This window comes from Haloechinothrix sp. LS1_15 (assembly GCF_033042135.1).
Lineage (GTDB): Bacteria > Actinomycetota > Actinomycetes > Mycobacteriales > Pseudonocardiaceae > Haloechinothrix.
The window spans coordinates 149,101-168,889 of sequence record NZ_WBXM01000001.1 but is presented as its reverse complement, the minus strand read 5'-3'; the positions used below and the strand labels follow the sequence as shown (position 1 = coordinate 168,889).

The 19,789-nt window shown below is 67.0% G+C and carries 19 protein-coding genes; 12 read left to right on the top strand and 7 right to left on the bottom strand.

The features are described from left to right. Positions 1 to 33 precede the first annotated feature (33 nt). Complete coding sequence (locus F8178_RS00825; protein ID WP_317492627.1) at positions 34 to 1,152, bottom strand: inositol-3-phosphate synthase; 1,119 nt, start codon at positions 1,150 to 1,152, stop codon at positions 34 to 36. Between the two features lie 55 nt (positions 1,153 to 1,207). After that, positions 1,208 to 1,789 (bottom strand): PadR family transcriptional regulator, encoded by a 582-nt coding sequence (locus F8178_RS00820; RefSeq protein WP_317492626.1) that lies wholly within the window; start codon positions 1,787 to 1,789, stop codon positions 1,208 to 1,210. A gap of 187 nt (positions 1,790 to 1,976) precedes the next feature. Between F8178_RS00820 and F8178_RS00815 the strand changes: the two genes are divergently transcribed. The 11 genes from F8178_RS00815 to F8178_RS00765 all read left to right on the top strand — a co-directional run bounded on the left by F8178_RS00815 (position 1,977) and on the right by F8178_RS00765 (position 14,800). Next, on the top strand, positions 1,977 to 2,384 hold the full coding sequence (locus F8178_RS00815) for a DUF5318 family protein (RefSeq protein WP_317493044.1): 408 nt from the start codon (positions 1,977 to 1,979) through the stop codon (positions 2,382 to 2,384). Positions 2,385 to 2,784: 400 nt separating this feature from the next. Next, on the top strand, positions 2,785 to 5,205 hold the full coding sequence (locus tag F8178_RS00810; protein ID WP_317492625.1) for a transglycosylase domain-containing protein: 2,421 nt from the start codon (positions 2,785 to 2,787) through the stop codon (positions 5,203 to 5,205). 99 nt (positions 5,206 to 5,304) lie between these two features. Continuing rightward, on the top strand, positions 5,305 to 6,858 hold the full coding sequence (locus tag F8178_RS00805) for a glycosyltransferase 87 family protein (RefSeq protein WP_317492624.1): 1,554 nt from the start codon (positions 5,305 to 5,307) through the stop codon (positions 6,856 to 6,858). 130 nt (positions 6,859 to 6,988) lie between these two features. Next, positions 6,989 to 7,924, top strand: coding sequence for a hypothetical protein (locus F8178_RS00800; protein WP_317492623.1), 936 nt, complete (start codon positions 6,989 to 6,991; stop codon positions 7,922 to 7,924). A gap of 88 nt (positions 7,925 to 8,012) precedes the next feature. After that, on the top strand, positions 8,013 to 8,981 hold the full coding sequence (locus F8178_RS00795) for a hypothetical protein (RefSeq protein WP_317492622.1): 969 nt from the start codon (positions 8,013 to 8,015) through the stop codon (positions 8,979 to 8,981). Between the two features lie 122 nt (positions 8,982 to 9,103). Continuing rightward, entirely contained in the window at positions 9,104 to 9,436 is a 333-nt protein-coding gene (rpsF, locus tag F8178_RS00790) for a 30S ribosomal protein S6 (protein ID WP_317492621.1), read from the top strand. A gap of 11 nt (positions 9,437 to 9,447) precedes the next feature. Next, positions 9,448 to 9,936 carry a single-stranded DNA-binding protein gene (locus tag F8178_RS00785; RefSeq protein ID WP_317492620.1) on the top strand — a complete coding sequence of 163 codons (489 nt, stop codon included), beginning with the start codon at positions 9,448 to 9,450 and terminating at the stop codon, positions 9,934 to 9,936. 34 nt (positions 9,937 to 9,970) lie between these two features. Continuing rightward, positions 9,971 to 10,219: a 30S ribosomal protein S18 gene (rpsR, locus tag F8178_RS00780; protein WP_317492619.1), complete on the top strand. Its 249-nt coding sequence runs from the start codon at positions 9,971 to 9,973 to the stop codon at positions 10,217 to 10,219. 11 nt (positions 10,220 to 10,230) lie between these two features. After that, positions 10,231 to 10,689 (top strand): 50S ribosomal protein L9, encoded by a 459-nt coding sequence (rplI, locus tag F8178_RS00775; RefSeq protein ID WP_317492618.1) that lies wholly within the window; start codon positions 10,231 to 10,233, stop codon positions 10,687 to 10,689. A gap of 636 nt (positions 10,690 to 11,325) precedes the next feature. Further along, the gene (dnaB, locus tag F8178_RS00770; RefSeq protein ID WP_396344956.1) at positions 11,326 to 13,665 is read left to right on the top strand and encodes a replicative DNA helicase; all 2,340 of its coding nucleotides are present in this window, start codon (positions 11,326 to 11,328) and stop codon (positions 13,663 to 13,665) included. Between the two features lie 109 nt (positions 13,666 to 13,774). Beyond that, positions 13,775 to 14,800: a sigma-70 family RNA polymerase sigma factor gene (locus F8178_RS00765; protein ID WP_317492617.1), complete on the top strand. Its 1,026-nt coding sequence runs from the start codon at positions 13,775 to 13,777 to the stop codon at positions 14,798 to 14,800. Between the two features lie 6 nt (positions 14,801 to 14,806). Here the strand turns inward: F8178_RS00765 and F8178_RS00760 are convergent, their stop codons facing one another. Beyond that, positions 14,807 to 15,349: a hypothetical protein gene (locus tag F8178_RS00760; RefSeq protein ID WP_317492616.1), complete on the bottom strand. Its 543-nt coding sequence runs from the start codon at positions 15,347 to 15,349 to the stop codon at positions 14,807 to 14,809. 271 nt (positions 15,350 to 15,620) lie between these two features. On the opposite strand from F8178_RS00760, the gene F8178_RS00755 reads away from it, so the two are divergent. Continuing rightward, positions 15,621 to 16,106, top strand: a complete 486-nt coding sequence (locus tag F8178_RS00755; RefSeq protein ID WP_317492615.1) for a DNA starvation/stationary phase protection protein — start codon at positions 15,621 to 15,623, stop codon at positions 16,104 to 16,106. 213 nt (positions 16,107 to 16,319) lie between these two features. Here F8178_RS00755 and F8178_RS00750 read toward each other — a convergent pair whose 3' ends face one another. The 4 genes from F8178_RS00750 to F8178_RS00735 form a co-directional block, all read right to left on the bottom strand. Next, complete coding sequence (locus F8178_RS00750; protein ID WP_317493042.1) at positions 16,320 to 17,111, bottom strand: ABC transporter permease; 792 nt, start codon at positions 17,109 to 17,111, stop codon at positions 16,320 to 16,322. Then, positions 17,111 to 18,082 (bottom strand): ATP-binding cassette domain-containing protein, encoded by a 972-nt coding sequence (locus F8178_RS00745; RefSeq protein ID WP_317492614.1) that lies wholly within the window; start codon positions 18,080 to 18,082, stop codon positions 17,111 to 17,113. The genes F8178_RS00750 and F8178_RS00745 overlap by 1 nt, the downstream gene beginning before the upstream one ends. A gap of 45 nt (positions 18,083 to 18,127) precedes the next feature. Next, on the bottom strand, positions 18,128 to 18,982 hold the full coding sequence (locus F8178_RS00740) for a DUF4097 family beta strand repeat-containing protein (protein ID WP_317492613.1): 855 nt from the start codon (positions 18,980 to 18,982) through the stop codon (positions 18,128 to 18,130). Between the two features lie 68 nt (positions 18,983 to 19,050). After that, complete coding sequence (locus tag F8178_RS00735) at positions 19,051 to 19,596, bottom strand: toxin-antitoxin system HicB family antitoxin (RefSeq protein WP_317492612.1); 546 nt, start codon at positions 19,594 to 19,596, stop codon at positions 19,051 to 19,053. Positions 19,597 to 19,789 lie beyond the last annotated feature (193 nt).

Here is a 19,789-nt window from a genome sequence, read left to right as displayed (position 1 = left end):
CGCCGAACGTGACGCTCAGCTCCCCACCCGCGCTCAGTCCTCGCCGCGGATGAAGCGCTCGACGGCGTCGTGGGCCACAGAGTCGTGGTACTGCACCGGGGGCGACTTCATGAAGTAGGAGGAAGCACCGAGCACGGGGCCCGCGAAGCCGCGGTCCTTGGCGATCTTGGCGGCGCGCACCGCGTCGATGATGATCCCCGCCGAGTTCGGCGAGTCCCAGACCTCCAGCTTGTACTCGAGGTTGAGCGGCACGTCACCGAAGGCGCGGCCCTCCAGCCGGACGTAGGCCCACTTGCGATCATCCAACCAGGCCACATAGTCCGACGGCCCGATGTGCACGTTGTCCTTACCGAGCTCGCGATCGACCTGCGAGGTCACGGACTGGGTCTTGGACACCCGCTTGGACTCCAGCCGTTCCATCTCCTTCATGTTCATGAAGTCCATGTTGCCGCCGACGTTGAGCTGCATCGTGCGATCCAGCTGCACGCCGCGGTCCTCGAAGAGCTTGGCCATCACGCGGTGCGTGATCGTGGCCCCGACCTGCGACTTGATGTCGTCGCCGACGATGGGAACCCCGGCGTCGGTGAACTTCTGCGCCCACTCCGGATCCGAAGCGATGAACACCGGAAGCGCGTTGACGAACGCGACGCCTGCGTCGATGGCGCACTGCGCGTAGAACTTGTCAGCTTCCTCTGAGCCGACCGGCAGATACGACACCAGCACGTCGACCTCGGCCTCGCGCAGCGCGGCGACCACGTCGACCGGCGTCTCGTCGGATTCCTCGATCGTTTCCCGGTAGAAGCGGCCCAACCCGTCCAGGGTGTGACCGCGCTGCACGGTCACGCCGAGCGGCGGCACATCGGCGATCTTGATCGTGTTGTTCTCGCTCGCCACGATCGCCTCGGACAGGTCGCGGCCCACCTTCTTGGCGTCCACGTCGAACGCGGCGACGAACTGTACGTCTCCGATGTGGTAGTCACCGAACTGCACGTGCATCAGTCCAGGCACACGCGAGTCGACGTCGGCGTCGCGGTAGTACTCGACGCCTTGTACCAGAGACGTCGCGCAGTTGCCGACGCCAACGATGGCCACCCTGACAGCGTTGTTCGCTCGAGCATTCGAGCTGCTCTCGCTGCGGCGGTTCTCGCCCATGCCGGTTTCTCCTTCACTTGAGATGAGTAACTGCTGTGATCGACGAGCAGCGCGGTCATTCCTCCTGCTTGCGCTGCTCGGCTTGCTCATGCGCGATCAGCTCGTTGAGCCAGCGCACTTCGCGTTCACTGCTTTCCAGGCCGAGCCTGTGTAACTCGCGGGTGTATCGATCGATCCGCTCCTCGGCTCGCGCCAGTGCGGCACGGAGGCCTTCCCTGCGCTCCTCCACGCGCCTGCGGCGCCCCTCGAGAATGCGCATCCGCACGTCAGCTGGGGTGCGGGAGAAGAAAGCGAGGTGAACGCCGAACCCTTCGTCCTCCCACGTTTGTGGACCGGCATCGCCGACAAGCTCGGCGAAACGCTCCTTGCCTTCGGCGGTGAGCTTGTACACCCGCCGGGCCCTCCGTCCCCAACTGCGATTCTGGCCACGCGACCCGCTCGGTGTGGCATCCGTCTCATCGAGATCGTCGACTTCCTCGGTGATCAGGCCGGCCCGCTGCATCCGTCGTAAGGTCGGGTAGACGGAGCCGTAGGAGAACGTGCGGAACATGCCCAACGTGTCGTGCAGCCGTTTCCGCAGCACGTAGCCATGCATCGGCGCCTCGTGCAGCAGCCCGAGGATCGCGAACTCCAGCACCCGGCACCTCCTCGCCTCGCTTCGGACCGACCCGGTCACGTTTTCCACACCGGATCGCTCGCTACGACCGATATACCGCACCATTATATCGCGGCGATACATCGCTGTGTCATCCATCGCTCGATCGGTGGGGTATCCGGGCGGGAACACGTACGCTGTCACTGTGTCGACCCAGCGACAGAGCCCTCTGCGGACGCAGCGGCAGATCGTGGACTACGCGTTGCGCAAGCGCGCGTTGCTGCGGCAGTTCCGTACCGGGCAAGTGTCACGCGAGGAGGTCTGTGACGCGGGAACCTACCTGCTCCGCGCGGCGGAGTTCCACGGCGAAGCCGTGGAGCACCCCTGCCCCATCTGCAGCAAGCACCGCATGTGCCTGGTGGCCTGGGTGTTCGGCGCCCAGCTCGGGCAAGCCTCCGGCTCAGCACGGCAGCCGGATGAGCTTGATCGAATGGCCGAACTATTCTCGGAGTTCACCGTCTATGTGGTGGAGGTATGCCGCATGTGCCGCTGGAACCATGTCGCGCTTTCCTACGTTCTGGGTACCGGTGACCAGGGACCGCGCCGTTCGCGCGCGCAGCAGGCAGCAGCCCCTTGAGTGAGGCGTATCCGTGAGCGACGAACGCAGACCACGACAGCACCCGCATTACTCCTACGGCGCTAGCGGCCAGCCACAATGGCCGACCGGCGAGGAGCCGCGCTGGCCGACAGGCAACGAGACGCCCTGGGAGCGCCCCCCTCGTGGGGCGGGACAGCAGGGACCGCCACCGGGACAGCAACCCCCACCTGCCTACGGCCAGCAACCGCCCGGCGCACCGGGTGGCGCGGGCGGTCCCGCGGGCCCAGCGGCCCCGGGAGGGCCTGGTGGCACCCCGGGTGCCTGGCCGCAAGGCGGGGCTGGTGCCACGCAGTACGGGCAACAGGCGCAGCGCGATCGGTACACGCAGTACGGACAGCAGGGGACAGGGCGCCCGGTCGACCCGTACGACGAGAACTACATGACCGAGATGCTCCCGCCGATCGACCGGGACGCCTACGACCCGTTCCCCAACCGCGAGCCCGAACTGCTCACGCACCGCGAGGACGAACCGCTCGGCGGCACCGACCCAGCCGCCGAGCAGCGCATCAACTCGCTGCTCGGCTCCGGCGGGCCTGCCGCGGCAGGCGGACCCCCCGGTGCGGCCGTCGCCGAAGAGCACACCGCCGCCGCGCACGCGGATTCCGGCGGCTCCCGCGGCGGTTCGTCGCGGAAGCTCGGCAAAGGTGGTTGGCTCCGCCGTGCTCTGTACACCTTCATCGCGGTTTTCGTCGTGCTCCCGATGGCCGCCTTCGCGGTCGCCTACATGTTCGTCGACGTACCCACTCCGCACGAGGTGGCCGAGCAGCAGAGCGGCGTGGTCACCTACTTCTATGAGGACGGCGAGGAGATGGGGCGCGATGCCCCTGACGGCAACCGGGTGATCCTCAGCGCCAGCGAGATCCCCGAAGAGGTCAAGCACGCCGTGTACGCCGCGGAGGACGCCTCCTTCGAGACCAACAGGGGTTTCGACATCACCGCGATCGCGCGCGCGGGCTGGCACCAGGTCACCGGTGGCACCGGCGGTGGGTCGACGATCACGCAGCAGTACGTGAAGGTCGCCATGGAGGCCGACGACCACACGCTGCAGCGCAAGGCCACGGAGATCGTCCGTGCCTTCAAGATGAACAACCAGCAGACCAAGAGCGAGATCATCACCGCGTACCTGAACACCATCTACCTCGGGCGCGGCGCCTATGGCGTGCAGGCGGCCGCCCAGGCGTACTTCGGTAAGGACGTCGACGAGCTGGACAAGCACGAGGCGGCATTCCTCGCAGGCGTCATCCAGGCCCCGAGCAGGTCGGACAACCGGGAGTACGCCGAGCGGCGCTGGAACTACGTCATGGACCAGATGGTGGAGAACGGCTGGATGAGCCAGAGCGAGCGCGCCGAGGCCGAGTTCCCCGAGCCGCTCGACCCGGATCAGACCCAGCCCACCACGATGAGCGGTTCCAAGCACTACATCAAGGAGCGCATCAACGCGGAGCTGGAGCAGATCGGCTACTCCGAATCCGAGGTCAGGGTCAACGGTTACCAGATCCACACCACGATCGACGAGCGCGCGCAACGGCTGGCCGAGGAGACCGTCCGGGACGCCATGGAGGGCCAGCCGGAGAATCTCCGTGACGCGCTGGTCGCCGTGGCTCCCAACAGCGGGGCGATCCGCGCCTATTACGGCGGCGAGCTCAGCGAGGAGAACCAGCGCGACTGGGCGCACACACCACGCAACCCCGGTTCGACGATGAAACCGTTCGACTTCGTGGCGCTGCTGCAGCAGGGCAAGGGGCCGGGCGAGACCTATGACGGCTCGTCGCCACGCACCTTCGGCGAGGGGGACGAACCGGTCACCATCCACAACGTGAACAACGAGCAGTGCAGCAACTGCACCGTGGCCGAGGCGATGAAGCGTTCGCTGAACACGGTCTTCTACGACATGGTCGTCAACGACACCGGAGCGAGGGCGGTCGCCGAGGCCGCGCGTTCGGCGGGCATGAGCGAGAGGTCCGAGCTCGATGCCAGCGACGCCGGGATCTCCATCGGCGGTGGCGGCAACGTCGTCACACCCCGCGACATGGCCGCGGCCTACGCGACCTTCGCAGCCGACGGGATCCAGCGGGATTCGCACCTGATCTCGCGGCTCACGACCAGCGACGGCGAGACCGTTTACCAGGCGCGCCCAGAGGGCACGCCCGCTTTCGATCACGACGAGGAGAAGAGCGAGCAGATCGCGGGCAACGTCACGCAGACGCTGGAGGACGTGCTGCCGCACTCCAACCTGTCCTGCGCGGGCGGGCGACCCTGCGCGGGTAAGACAGGTACTCACCAGTCCCACGAGGACAACGAGAACTCGCAGGCATGGATGGCCGGCTACACCCCATCGCTGAGCACCGCCGTCTGGGTCGGTGACGCCGGCTCGGACCCGATCCGCGACGCCGACGGCAACAAGGTCTTCGGGTCAGGCCTGCCCGGCCAGATCTGGCGGGACTTCACCGACGCCTATCTGGAGGGCACCGAGCACGAGGAGTTCACCGAAGTCGACGTCATCGGGGAGCCGGCGCATGAACCCGAACCAGAGCGCGACCGGCCCGATACGCCGGGTCACGACGACGCCCCGCCACCGCGGGACGAGGAGCAGGGTCGCGAGGACGACGACCGCGGTCCCCCGGACGACGACGAGCACCCGGGTCACGGTGACGGTTCTGGAAACGGCGACGACGATGGCCATGAGCAGCCTGGCGAACCTGACCCGCCACGGGAGCCCGGCGAGGGTAGGCCCGGCAACGGAGACGGCGGCGGCGATGACGGCGGTGGCGATGACGACAGGGGCGGCATCATCAACTGATCCGTCCTCGCCGCGGCGTCACTAGCCCGAATGGGCTGGTCCCGGTCGTGTGGTTGGCGCGTCCGCGGGGTGCACCGAACGGCCTAATACGATCCGAACGTGCCCGGTGAGTCCCGTCGCAGCGCGCCGCTGCACTCCAGCGCCGAAGAGCGCGAGCGAATCGTGCCCACCTGGAGCGAGCCGCTCGCCGCGGCGGCGAGCAAGCCGATCGGTGGTCCGCTCGGCACGCACGCGGCGGTCGGGCGTCACTGGTTCTGGACGCCGTTGCGGGTCGCGCTGCTACTGGCGATCATCACGCTGACGCTGGGCTGGTTCGGCAAGGCTGCATGCATCCAGCAGTACGAGACCGCCGACGGCGCGCTCGCGCTGGATTGGCGTTCGGACCGGCAGTACGTGGCGCTGTGCTACTCCGATGTGATCCCGCTGTTCGGTATCCAAGGGTTCGACGATCCGGACACGTTCCCGTACCGGGACGGCTGGGTCGAGGACGAGGGCACCGAGCACGAGCAGCAGCGATACATGGAGTACCCGGTGCTGACCGGGCTGTTCCAGTGGGCGAACGCGCAGCTGACGCACGCCTGGTTGGACGGCGCCGACACCGTGCTGCTGCCGACCGCGCTTCCGGTGGTGGTGTACTTCAATATCAGCGCGCTATGGCTGGCCATGGCCTGGCTGGTGGTTGTGTGGTCGGTTTCCCAGTTGGCCAGGGGAAGGCCGTGGGACGCGGCGCTGGTGGCGATCTCACCGTTGGTGATCGTGCACGCCTTCACCAACTGGGACACCCTGGTCGTCGCGTTCGCTACCGCGGCCATGCTCGCCTGGGCACGGCGCAAACCGGCACTGGCCGGTGCGCTCCTTGGCCTCGGCGCGGCGGCCAAGCTGTATCCGCTGTTCCTTCTCGGGCCGCTACTGGTGTTGTGTCTGCGTGCCGGGAAGCTCCGTACCTGGCTGCGTACCGCGATGACCACCGTATTCGTCTGGGCGGTAGTGAACCTCCCCATCGCATTGCTGTACCCAAGCGGGTGGTGGGAGTTCCAGCGGCTGAACTCGCAGCGCCCGGCCGATCCCGATTCGCTGTACAACGTGATCTCGGCGTTCAGTGGTTGGCCCGGTTTCGACGGCGAGCTGGCGCCGGGGGAGACGCCGGTCGTGCTGAACGCGGTCAGCGCGCTGCTGTTCCTGGCCTGCTGTGCGGTCATCGCGTGGATCGCGATGACCGCGCCGGTACGGCCGCGCGTGGCGCAGCTGTGCTTCCTGGTCGTCGCCGCGTTCCTGCTCACCAACAAGGTGTGGAGCCCGCAGTTCTCGCTGTGGCTGGTGCCGCTGGCGGTGCTCGCGTTGCCGCACTGGCGGCTACTGCTCGGCTGGATGACGATCGACGCGCTGGTCTGGGTCCCGCGGATGTACTACTTCCTCGGCACGGACAACATGGGGTTGCCGGAGGAATGGTTCCTCAGTGCGGTGGTGCTTCGGGGATTAACCGTGGCCGCCCTGTGCGCACTGGTGATCCATCAGATCTACCGGCCTGCGAACGATCTGGTCCGACAACACGGGACCGACGATCCTGTAGGCGGCGTGCTCGACCGCTCCAGGGATACCGGGATGGCCGCGCGGGCAGGCACCCGCCGGCGCAGACACGCTCGCAAAGGGTAGCCGTCCACTGACGGGCAGTCATAGATGCCGTTCAGTACTGTTTCACGTCACGAATATCGCCTAGCATCGTTGTCACTATTGAGAGCGGGAACACCCGTTACGACCGAGTGACGACGTCAGGGGCGAGAGCATGGGCAGGCTGAAGCGCGACGTGGCCAGCATCTCCGCGGCTTCCGTGCTGCTGGCATCGGTGTCGGCGATCGCGATGCCGGCGACCGCGGCAGGGTCATCACCGCTCATCGCGGGCGACTGCGGGACGACCCTCTCCGGCAAGCCCGGCCAGCCCGTCTCGCTCAACCTTGAATCCGCGCTCGGCATCTCGGGCGCGCCGACCATCTCGTTGGGCAAGGCCAGGGAGGGTACTCGCACCTTCTCCGTACCCGGTTCCGAACTCACCCAGTACCTCAGCGGCCTTCCCCTGCTCGGTGCCGTCATCCCCTCGGTCTGTGAGGTGACGGTCAAGGCGGTCAATACCGCGGCCGCGCCGGTGCAGGAAGCGACCGAGCCGGTCCGGGAACGTGTCAAGGAGACCACCGAGCGGGTACGCGAGTCGATCGGTGGGGGCGGCGGCAGCGACCCCGGGGCACCCGCCCCGGCACCGGGCGGCGGCTCGGACAGCGGCGGTTCCTCCGGCGGGCAGCAGGCAGGCGGCGAACCGCGGGAGCAGGAGCGGCAGCCGGAGCCGCGTAACCGCCCGTCGAGCAGCGACGTGTACCACCCCAGCAGCGTGCCCGGCTCCAGCGGGTTGCCGACCACGCTGGCCAGCGGCTACCTGCCGATGGACAACTTCACGTCGGCGCCACACACCGACGACACGTTCGCCCCGTCGCCCGGCGTCCGCTACGGTAACCAGATCCCCGGCTACAGCCCGGAATTCGGGTTGCTCGGACAGGGTGACGAGTCCGAGGATCGGGAGATCAACAACGCGGGCAGCGCGGACGGGTTACCCTCGCACGGTAGCGGTGGCATCGGGATGCCCATGATGATCGCGGTGCTCGCACTGTCGGCAGCCAGCGCCGGCCTGGTGCGCACCTGGGTACTTCGCCGCACCTTCGGGGCAGCATGACGCAAGTCACAATGCGACCGCTGGTATCCGAAACGAGAACGCGTTATAAGTAAGGGAACGCAGTCCAGCGATATCGGAGGACATCACTGTGGGGGTTGTTGCTGACCGCCCGCGCCGCACCGCGCGTCGGGCCGTCACCGCACTGGGACTGACCAGCTTCCTGGCAGGCGCGTCACTGCTGGCTACGGCGGGCACCGCGAGCGCGGCGGTCACGCCCGCACACTGCAACGGTGAAGCGTCCGGCCCGGTCGGTGCCGCTATCGAGCTGCCGTCGGAAACCGTGCAGGACATGGTGGTCCGCTCGGTGCGGTGGGGTATCGATTCGCGCCTGCTCGACATCAAGAGCGAGCGTACCCGGATGAGAGAAGCCTTCGAGGAAGGCAAGTTCGACCCTATCCCGCTGGGCACCGTTTCCGACTCGCCCACATCGGCATTGCACGGCAGCGACATCGCCGAAGCTGTCCTGGCCAAGATCGACAGCGTGGACGAGGTCTCCGACATCGCCGAATACCAGCGCAACAGGGATCGGATCACCAGCAGGGTCTCCGATGCCTGCGCGCTGACCGTGCTGGCCACCAACTACGGCGAGAGCGAGCGCAGCTCGAGCGGCAGCGGGTCGTCCAACGGCTCCGACGGAGCGCGTTCCGGTAACGGCGGCGAGAACGCTCAGGGAGGCGAGCCCGCCAACGGCTCCGGGACGCAGCCCACCCCCGACTCGGCCGAAGGTCACGCGCAGCAGGGCGGCAGCGAGCTACCGGACGCTCGCGCACCACGCCGCGACTACGACAACATCCCCGCGGCTGAGGCGGGCGAGATGTTGTCGTCGGCACCCCCGGAGGAGCGGTACGGCACTTCGGACCTGCCGGGCCTGTCCCCGGAGTTCGGGATGCTTGGCGCGGACGAGTCGGACGGGGCCGAACAGCAGGCGGGCGACGCCGAGGCGCTCGCGGGCAGTCCCGGCCAGCAGACCGTGCAGCTACCGATGCTGTTGGCTGTCGTGGCATTCGCGGGCACCGCGGCCGCGCTGTTCCGCACCTGGGTACTGCGCAAAGTGTGACGCGCTGCCCGTGACCCGGCCCCGCCGGGAAGGCTGTCATACCTCACGGCTATAGTCGACAGCTGGTCAACCCTCCTGTCACGGAAAGTCCGTGGCCACGAGTCCAGAGGAGGTGAGTGGTTGTGTCGCGTCATTACGAAGTAATGATCATCCTCGATCCCGTCGTGGACGACCGAAAGGTCGAATCGACACTCGAGGAATGGCTGAAGGTGATCCCCGCGTCCGGTGGCACCATCGACAAGGTGGACATCTGGGGTCGCCGCAGGCTCGCATACGAGATCAAGAAGAACAGCGAGGGCATCTACGCGGTCATCGACGTCACGTCGAACCCCGACGCGGTCAAGGAGCTGGAGCGCCAGCTGTCGCTGCAGGAGACCGTGCTGCGCACCAAGACGGTGCGCCGGGAAGAGACCGGTAGCGGTAGCGCCCGTCAACCCCAAGCCGCAGCGGTCTGAGGTGATCTGCCATGGCCGGTGACACCATCATCACCGTCGTCGGGAACCTCACCGCCGACCCGGAGCTGCGCTTCACCCCGTCGGGCACCGCGGTCGCGAACTTCACCGTGGCTTCCACGCCGCGCCAGTTCGACCGGCAGTCGGGTGAGTGGAAGGACGGCGAGGCACTGTTCCTCCGCTGCAACATCTGGCGCCAGGCGGCCGAGAACGCCGCCGAGTCCCTCACCCGCGGCATGCGGGTGGTCGTGCAGGGCAGGCTGAAGCAGCGCTCCTTCGAGACGAAGGAAGGCGAGAAGCGCACCGTCGTCGAGCTCGAGGTCGACGAGGTTGGCCCGTCGCTGCGGTATGCCACCGCGAAGGTCAACAAGGTCAGCCGTGGCTCGGGTAGCGGTGGCTTCGGCGGCGGTGGCGGCGCAGCTGCAGCGCCTGCTGACGACCCGTGGAGTTCGGCGCCTGCAGCGGGCAACGGCGGCGGGTTCTCCGACGAACCACCTTTCTGAGCAAGCAACCACCCCTTGATCCAGGAGTATTACTGTGGCCAAGCCACCTGTTCGCAAGCCGAAGAAGAAGGTCTGCATCTTCTGCGCGGCCGACAAGCAAGGCCGCCCGGAGGCGATCGATTACAAGGACACCACGCTGCTGCGTAAGTTCATCTCGGACCGCGGCAAGATCCGTGCTCGCCGGGTGACCGGTAACTGCAGCCAGCACCAGCGCAAGGTCGCCATCGCGGTGAAGAATTCCCGTGAGATGGCGCTGCTGCCGTACACCTCGACGGCCAAGTAAGGAGGCGCGTCATGGCCAAGCTCATTCTGACCACGGACGTGGCCCACCTCGGTGGTCCCGGGGACATCGTCGAGGTAAAGGACGGCTACGCGCGCAACTACCTGCTGCCGCGGGGGTACGCGATCCGCTCCACCAAGGGTGCCGAGCGCACCGTCGCAGAGATCCGGCGGGCGCAGGAGGCACGCAGGATCAGGGACCTGGACCACGCCAAGGAGGTCGCCACCACGCTGGAAGGCCTCGGCGAGGTTCCGGTCACCGCGAAAGCATCCAAGAACTCGAGCAAGCTGTTCGGTTCGGTGACGCCCTCGGATATCGCCAACGCCATCAAGCAGGCAGGCGGTCCCCAGCTGGACAAGCGCACGATCCAGATGGGTGATCACATCAAGAGCGTGGGAACCTACCCGGTTACCGTGCGACTGCACCCGGAGGTTTCGGCCTCCCTGCAGGTCACGGTGTCCGCAGCCGAGTGACCCCGGGTAGCGGTCGCACTCTCGGCTGAGACGGCATCCCAGCGGGCGGGGTTTTCGTTCTACCGGGCTGATCCGGTGGTACGGGCCTCGCCCGCTTCTTGTGTATCGGTCGAACACCGCACCGTCAGACGACACGCCCGGACGGCAACAAGCGCCGACACGCCGAAGGAATTTCCACGAAGTTGTCCACAGCAAACCCACAGGGTTTGACCTGCAGGTTTGCTCGAACGGGTCATGTTTATCCCCAGGCTATACACAGCCGCACAGTGGCTTGTGGTTGAACAGCCCGGGTGCTCCCCAAGCTGTACACAGAACCGTCCCCAAGCGGTTTTGCCTCCGGGCGCTACCGGCTCGTAGCGTGCTGCTGATGCCTCCCGCACACCGTCTTGGGGCCACGCTGTCCACAGGCGTGGCGATGTCGGGGGAAGTGGCTACACTTGGCGATAATCGAACGGGAGTTCGATACACCGTTCCTGCTGCAAGGAGGTGCCTGCACCGGTGGCGCTCACCGACGACCGTGAGGCGAACTACGCGACTGATCCCGGCGCTGCCTCCTCCGGCGGTCAGGTAGGAGGAGGCGGATTCGACCGGCAGCCACCGCAGGACGTGACAGCCGAACAATCTGTACTCGGTGGCATGTTGCTGTCCAAGGACGCGATCGCCGACGTCGTCGAGGTGCTCCGACCCGGCGATTTCTACCGCCCGGCGCACCAGGCGATCTACGACTGCGTGCTCGACCTCTACGGGCGCGGCGAGCCCGCCGACCCGGTCACCGTCTCCGCCGAGCTGGAACGACGAGGTGAGCTCGGCAGGGTGGGCGGTGCCCCGTACCTGCACACGCTCATCGCCACCGTGCCGACCGCTGCCAACGCCGCCTACTACGCGCAGATCGTGTCCAATAAGGCGATCCTGCGCAGGCTGGTCGAGGCAGGCACCCGGATCGTGCAGTTCGGCTACGGCGCATCCGACACGGCTGGCGACGACGTCAACGAGATCGTCGACCGCGCGCAGGCCGCCATCTACGAGGTAACCGAACGGCGCACCAGCGAGGACTACGTGCCGCTGGAAGAGCTGCTGCAGCCCACGATGGACGAGATCGACGCCATCGCTTCGCGCGGCGGCCAGTCCATGGGCGTGGCGACCGGGTTCTCCGACCTCGACCATGTCACCAACGGGCTTCACCCCGGGCAGATGGTCATCGTCGCGGCTCGACCCGGAATCGGCAAGGCGCTCGCATTGTCCACACCCCTCCCGACGCCGCACGGCTGGACCACCATGGCCGACGTCAGGGTAGGGGACGAGCTCCTCGGCGCCGATGGCCGCCCGACGCGAGTCATCGGTGCCACCGAGGTCATGCGCGGGCGGCCCTGTTACGAGATCGAGTTCTCCGACGGAACGATGATCGTCGCCGATGCGCACCACCAGTGGCTCACCGATACACGCGCGTCCCGACGCAGCGCGCATCAAGCACGTACCGACCGGAACCGGCAGCGGAACCAGCGAGCATTCGCCGAGGTTCGCACCACCGAAGAGATCGCGGCGACACTCCGATGCGAAACAGCTGACCGGGGGGCAAATCACTCCGTGACCAATTGTCTGCCGTTGGACCTACCGGAACGCGACCTCCCCCTGCCCCCGTACGTGCTCGGCGCCTGGCTCGGCGACGGTTCCACTGCCGATGCCCGATTCACCACGGGTGACCCGGAGATCGCCTGCCACATCGAAGCCGAGGGGATCGACGCGATTCCGGCCGCCGGCAGCATGTACCGGCTGTGTTTTCCGGAGCCGCACGAGTCGCACGGCTCCGTACAAGCCGTTCTCCGGTCGTTGGGCGTCCTCGAGAACAAGCACATCCCGCACGAGTACCTCCGTTCATCGGAAGTGCAGCGGCGAGCCCTGCTTGCCGGTCTCCTGGATACCGACGGGACCGTGACGTCGGCCGGGGCGGTGCAGTTCATCACCACCAGCGAGCGCCTCGCCGAGCAAGTGTACGAGCTCGTCTGCAGCCTCGGGTATCGCTGTGGTGTCACGACGAAGCAGGTCGCTGGCCGGAGCCAAGCTTCCTCGACGGCATACTCGCTGAACTTCAGCACCGTCGACGAGGTATTCCGGCTCGAACGAAAGCGACTCACCCACAAGGAACGCCGTCACGATCACGATAAGACTCGGACCGGGTCGCGGTTCATCGTGAATGTCCGTCCGGTGCCAAGCGTTCCTGTGCGCTGCGTAGAGGTCGATTCCGCCGACCACCTGTACCTGGCGGGGAACAGCATGGTCCCGACACACAACTCCACCCTGGGACTGGATTTCGCCCGCTCGTGCTCGATCAGGCAGGGGCTGACCAGCGTGATCTTCTCGCTGGAGATGGGGCGGACGGAGATCGTGATGCGCATGCTCTCCGCCGAGGCCAAGATCCGGCTGCAGGACATGCGCGGCGGCCGGATGAGCGACGACGACTGGACGCGACTGGCCCGGCGGATGAGCGAGATCAGCGAGGCGCCGCTGTTCATCGATGACTCGCCCAACATGACCATGATGGAGATCCGGGCGAAGGCCAGGCGACTGAAGCAGCGGCACGACCTCCAGCTCATCGTGGTCGACTACATGCAGCTGATGACCTCTGGGAAGCGCGTCGAGTCCCGGCAGCAAGAGGTATCCGAGTTCTCGCGACAGCTCAAGCTACTCGCCAAGGAACTCGACGTGCCGCTGGTCGCGATCAGCCAGCTCAATCGCGGCCCGGAGCAACGGACGGACAAGCGACCCATGCTGGCGGATCTACGCGAGTCGGGCTCGCTGGAGCAGGATGCCGACATCGTGCTGCTGATCAACCGGCCGGACGCCAGCGAGCAGGATGACCCGCGCGCAGGGGAGGCTGATCTGATCCTGGCCAAGCATCGTTCCGGCCCCACAAGCACGGTGGCCGTCGCGCACCAGCTGCACTACAGCCGGTTCGCCGACCTCGCACAGGGATTCTGACCCGAGCGGAGGTCGCTCGCAGGCCGTGCCACGAAACCCGTCCCACTTGTCAGTGGTATCGCCTAAGCTTGCGATACATCGGTCGGGTCGCACGGAGGGAACAGCAGTCATGGCTGTCGTCACCCACGATCAGGATTTCACCAGCGCCACCAACCCGTTCCGACCCGAGCTGCTCGCGCACTGCTACCGCATGCTCGGCTCCATACACGAGGCCGAGGATCTGGTGCAGGAGACCTACCTGCGGGCGTGGCGTTCCTACGACGCGTTCGAGGGGCGCTCATCGCTGCGCACGTGGCTGTACCGGATCGCAACCAACACCTGCCTGACCGCGCTGGAGTCCCGTAACCGGCGGCCCATGCCGACCGGGCTCGGCGGACCGAGCGAGGAGCCGGAGGGTGACCTGGACGTGCGGCACGAGGTGCCGTGGCTGGAGCCGATTCCCGACAGCTCCGTCGACGCCGGTAATGACCCCGCCGCCGTGGTGACCTCGCGTGAAAGTCTCCGGCTGGCGCTGATCGCCGCGTTGCAGCACCTCCCGCCTCGCCAGCGGGCAGTACTGCTGCTCCGCGACGTGCTGCGGTGGCGGGCGGCGGAAGTCGCCGATCTGCTCGACGTTTCCACCGCAGCGGCGAACAGCATGCTACAGCGTGCCCGCGCCCAGCTGGCTAAGGTCACGCCGAGCGAGGACACCAAGCCGGGGCCAATCAGCGCCGAGCAGCGGAAGATGCTGGAGAAGTACGTCGAGGCGTTCGAACGCAAGGACGTCACGGCGCTGGTCGAGCTGTTCACCAGCGATGCGGTCTGGGAGATGCCGCCGTTCGCCGCGTGGTTTCAAGGTCCCGCCGCCATCGGCACCGTCATCGCCACCCAGTGCCCCGCCGGATCGGACGATCTGCGCCTGCTGCCCACGGCCGCGAACGGCCAACCCGCGTTCGGGGTTTACATGCGGGACGGGACCGACGGCACCTACCGGAAGTTCCAGCTCCAGGTGCTCACCCTGACCGGTGGGACTGTATCCCACGTGGCGGCGTTCTTCGACCTGAGCCTGTTCGAGGTCTTCGGGCTACCGGAGGTGTATCCGGGAGACGAGCGCACCGGCCGTGACTCTCGCGAGTCGCTGGCCGCACGTTCCTGACGCGCGTCACACGCGACCGGACATCTCCACCCGCTCGGCACCGAGCACGGGAGAGACCTCGAAAACCATCAAGCCGGGCTCGGGCCCGACCGCGAAGGACACTGCGAACTCGTGGGTCTCGCCCGTTTCGATCACGGTGAAGCCCATCTCATCACTGTGGCAGGGGCCTTCCAGGTCGAGGATCACCTCGACCCGCTCGCCGTCGAAGGTCGCCTCGCCCACCACCGGTGTCATCCCGAACTCGAAGGGGTGTTCCGTCGTGTTCTCCAGCGCCATCGGGAACTGCACCGCCCGCTCGGTGTCGGCGTTGAGGGCATTGTCCGAGGGCTCGCACTCCTCCGGTTGACCGACTTCGAGCGCGAGACCGTCGTCCCAGGTGTGGCTGCCCCACGGTTCGATGCCGGTGGTGGGGTCTCCGTCGACAGCCGTGTCGTCCCCGACGAGCTCCTCCGCGGTGAGGTTCGATGTTCCCCCGCCGCAGCCGAACACCAGCGCGGCCGCGGCGAGTAATGCCACAGCCGCACCCGCCCGCACAGCACGTCCGCCCATCAGCGCACCACCCCTCCTACGATGGACAGCGCCGACGTCGACCAGCTTGATCGACAGTAAGCAACGCAACCACGCTGGCGTGACCGTCGCAAGCGGTCGCCCGCAGGCTCCCCCGTTCGATCGAGCGCACCCGCCCCTCACTCGGATGCGGGAGAACCGTCGCTGAACGCGCGTGACCGACCCGCCCGCGCGTAACCTGCGATTACGGGGACCGATTTCACGGGTACTCCAGGTGCGTCCCGAACTGACTCGATGAGGAGGTGCGACGGTCATGACATCGACCGATCCCATCACCGGCCCGCTCAACAGCGACGACCGCGACACCACCGCGAGAGCGCTGCAGTCGACGCTGGTGGAGCTGATCGCCCTGCACCTGACGGCCAAGCAGGCACACTGGAACGTCGTAGGGCGGTTCTTCCGGGATGTTCACCTCCAGCTCGACGAGCTGGTCACCACCGCGCGCGACTTCGCGGACAGCGTGGCTGAGCGCAGCGCCGCGATCGGTGTTCCGCCGGACGGCAGGGCTGACACCGTCGCCGCCGACGCCGGGTTGCCGAAACTGGACTCGGGTTGGCGTAGCGACCGCGACGTGGTCGAGTACATCGTGCAGGTACTAGAGACCATGATCCAGCGCCTGCGCGCCCGCATCGACGAGACAGACAAGACCGACCAGGTCACCCAGGACCTGCTCATCGCGATCGCCAACAAGCTGGAAGAGGCCCACTGGATGTGGCAGGCCCAGCTCGCCGGGAGCTGACCCAGCAGGGGTGTCAGCGACCACCCCTGCGCGTGGATTACCGACGGGACGGTCAGATCGGCACGATCCGAGCCCGTTTCGGGAATCGGCACCACCCGATCCCGGCCCTGCTGGACGCTACCCATCGGCGACGCGGTCATCCGTACCGACCTCCACCACCTTGCCGTGCCGCCCACCGGCGTGAACCGGACACCCGGCGGGGCCGTCGGCAGGCTAGCGCTGCGAAGCCCGGTTGAACAGGCGCTTCGCCCACACGTAGCCGAGCAGGGCGATGCCTGCTGACCAGGCGACGGCGATGACACCGTAGTTGCCGATCGGGCTGGCCGTCAGCAGCCCGCGGAACACCTCGATGATGGGGGTGAACGGCTGGTACTCGGCGAACCACCGCATAGCCGCAGGCATCGAGTCGACCGGTACGAACCCGCTGCTGAGAAACGGAAGCAGGATGAGCGGGAGTGGCACATTGCTTGCGGTCTCCACGCTCCGCGCCGCGAGCCCCAATGCGACCGACAGCCAGGTGATCGCCAAGGCGACCATCACCACGACGCCGAACATCGCAACCCACTCCGCGGGCCCGGCTGTTGCCTCGAACCCCAGGAGAAGCGCGACGCCGAGCACCGCGAACACGACGATCACGGTCTGTATGAGGCTGCCCAGCACGTGGCCGGTCAGCACCGAGACGCGGGCGATGGGCATCGTGCGGAATCGGTCGATGATGCCGCCGGTCATGTCCATCGCCACCATGATCGGGGTGATCTGAGCGACACCGACGATGGCGATCAGCAGGACGGCCGGGGTGACGTAGTCGAGGTACTCGGCTCGGCTGCCGGGACCGTCACCGAGGCCCGCCCCCATCGTGCCGCCGAGGACGTAGACGAACAGCAGCAGAAAGACGATCGGGATGGCGAACTGGAAGACCACCAGCGACACGTAGCGCACCTGCCGACGCAGATTGCGCCGCAGCATCGTCGCCGAGTCCTGCATCGCGAGGGTGAGCGTGCTCATCATTGGGCCTCCTGTCGCTGCGTCCCGGCCCCCGCGTTCGCCTGGCCGGTCAAGGTGAGGAACACATCGTCGAGATCGGGCCGATGCACCGACAGCGAGTCGAACTCGACATCGGCCGCGCTCAGGCGATCGAGCAACGCGCGCATCGCCGCGAAATCGGTGTCGGTCGGGACCTGCAAGCTAAGCGACTCGTCCTCGCGCCTGGTGTGGGTGACCGTGGCGGCGGCGACGGCGAGCTGTTCGGGGTCGGCGAAGTGAAGCCGGATGTGTCCACCCGGAATCCGGGCTTTGAGCTCGTCCACCGTGCCCTCGGCCACGATGGTTCCGCGGTCGAGAACAGCGATCCGGTCGGCGAGCTGGTCCGCCTCCTCCATGTACTGCGTGGTGAGGAAGATCGTGACACCCTCCTCGACGAGTTCCCAGATGATCCGCCACAGCTCGTGGCGGCTCCTTGGATCCAGGCCGGTAGTGGGCTCGTCGAGGAAGATCAGTCGTGGGTTCCCGACCAGCGTCATCGCGAGGTCGAGCCGCCGACGCATGCCTCCCGAGTAGGTACTGGCGGGTTTGTCGGCGGCCTCGACCAGGTCGAACCGTTCGAGCAGCTCGATCGCGCGCTGCCTGCCGACGTGGCGCCCGAGGTGCCGCAGGTCGGCCATCAGCAGTAGGTTCTCCCGCCCGGTGAGCAGGTCGTCGACCGCGGAGAACTGTCCCGTGACACCGATTCCCGCACGTACCGCGTCGGGGTTGCGGTGGCGATCGTTGCCGAGGACGTACGCCTCGCCGCTGTCGGCGCTGATCAACGTCGACAGGATCTTGACCATGGTGGTCTTGCCTGCTCCGTTGGGCCCGAGCAGCCCGAACACGGTTCCGGTCTGCACGTGCAGGTCGATGCCGTCGAGTACCGCCGTGTCGCCGTAGGACTTGCGCAGTGCTTTCGTTCGGATCGCTGCCTGAGACGTGGCCGTAGCCATCGTTCCTCCCTTGTGAGTGAGACGCCGGGACTGCCCGGCTGGTGGTCAGGACCGGTGGATATCGATGTCGCCGTAGGAGGTGCGGGCGTAGATCTCGACGGTCTCCCGTGAAGGTTCCGGCCCGCTCGCGGAATCCAGCGCGTTGTGCACCCGGCCGAACTTCGAATGCGCGTCCACCCAGGCCGCCGTCCCATCGGGAATGCCAACCGCCAGCCCGCCGGAGCTGGTCTCGAGCTTGACGGTTTCCCGAGCGACCTCGCCGATCCGGATGGTGCCGTTGGCGGTCTTGGCGCGCAGTTCGGCGTGTGCCCGGTCGAGTAGGATGTCGCCGTTCGCCGAGGTGATCCGCGCGCCGCCGGTGACCTCGCCGACCCACGTCGAGCCGTTGAGATTGTTGATCTCCGCCGGGCCGTCGATCTGGTTGACGGCGATCTCGCCGGCTGCCTTGATCATGGTGTGCCCGATCACGTGATCGATGGTGACGTTGCCGGTGCTCGTCTCGGCGTGCAGCGGTCCTGCCCGGTCGATCCGGATCGCACCCACGTCGGTAGCGATGCGGACCTCACCGAGCTGTCCGTCGATCCGGACGTCGGCCACCGCCGTGTCACAGGACACGTGCGAGCCGGCAGGCAGCTCGATGACAACGTCGACCGAGCCTGAATTCCGACCCGGCCCGAGGAACTTTCCGAGTCCTCGCGGCTTCGGGACGCGGACCAGGACCCTCCCGGCCTCGTGCTCGATCTCGGTCTGTTCTGCTGCCGTGACGTCGACCTCGCGGGAGCGGTCGGTGGGGTTCACCGCGACGACGGTGTCTTGGCGATCGCTAGCGATAACGTGCAGATCGCCCAGCATGAGCTCGACCGTCGCGGTGATCGGTTCGGGCGTATCGAAGTGAGGCATCTCCGGTCTCCTGGGTCGAAGTCGATGGAAGCGGGTTTGCAACGCGGGACGGAGCATCGCGCGCGCCACTAGCGCACCCAGCCGGTGTAGCGCTGGCCGCCTGTCGGAGGTCGGCGACGAATGCGGCGGGGCGGACCCTCGGGTTCCACCGCAGCGGCGGCCGCACGGACCAGCCAGGCGTTGAGTGACAGACCTTCCTGGCGGGCGGCTTCCTCGATGCGAAGCTTGAGCGACTCGGGTAATCGCAGGTTGAACCGGGACGTGCTGTCGTCGTCCGCCTCGGCCGGACTGCCCCCGCCGACCATGCCTGTCGCGCCAGGCTGCCCGTACCCAGCCTCGTCCTGCACTGCCTCGTCGAACGCCTCGTCGTCGGGCGCGGGCGAGACGACGAACGTGGGTTGGCGCCCCCGCAGTCGCAGCTCGACAGACCCGGGTGCCATCTCACGGGTGATCTCGTCGGCGGCATCCGACAGTGCCTCGAGCAGCACGAGCTGGGCCGATGACTCGAACGCGGTGGTAAGCCACTCCGCGAAGGCGCGAGTGTCCTCACCGCCCGACTCGGCGGCAACGGCAAGGTCGCGACGTAGTCGCTCCAGGTACGGCGAGATATCCATAGCATCACTATGGCACCATAATAGTGTCATAGCAAGTGCCAGTTTGGCTCAGCATTGCGCCACTGCGATAAGGTGATCATCGTCAGCACCAGCTGTCGCACCCACGAACTGGGACGGATCGACATGTCAGGGACCAGCTCAGTGGTGTCACCGCAGTGGTCGGCTACTGGTACAGCCCGGCTGGACGACCGAT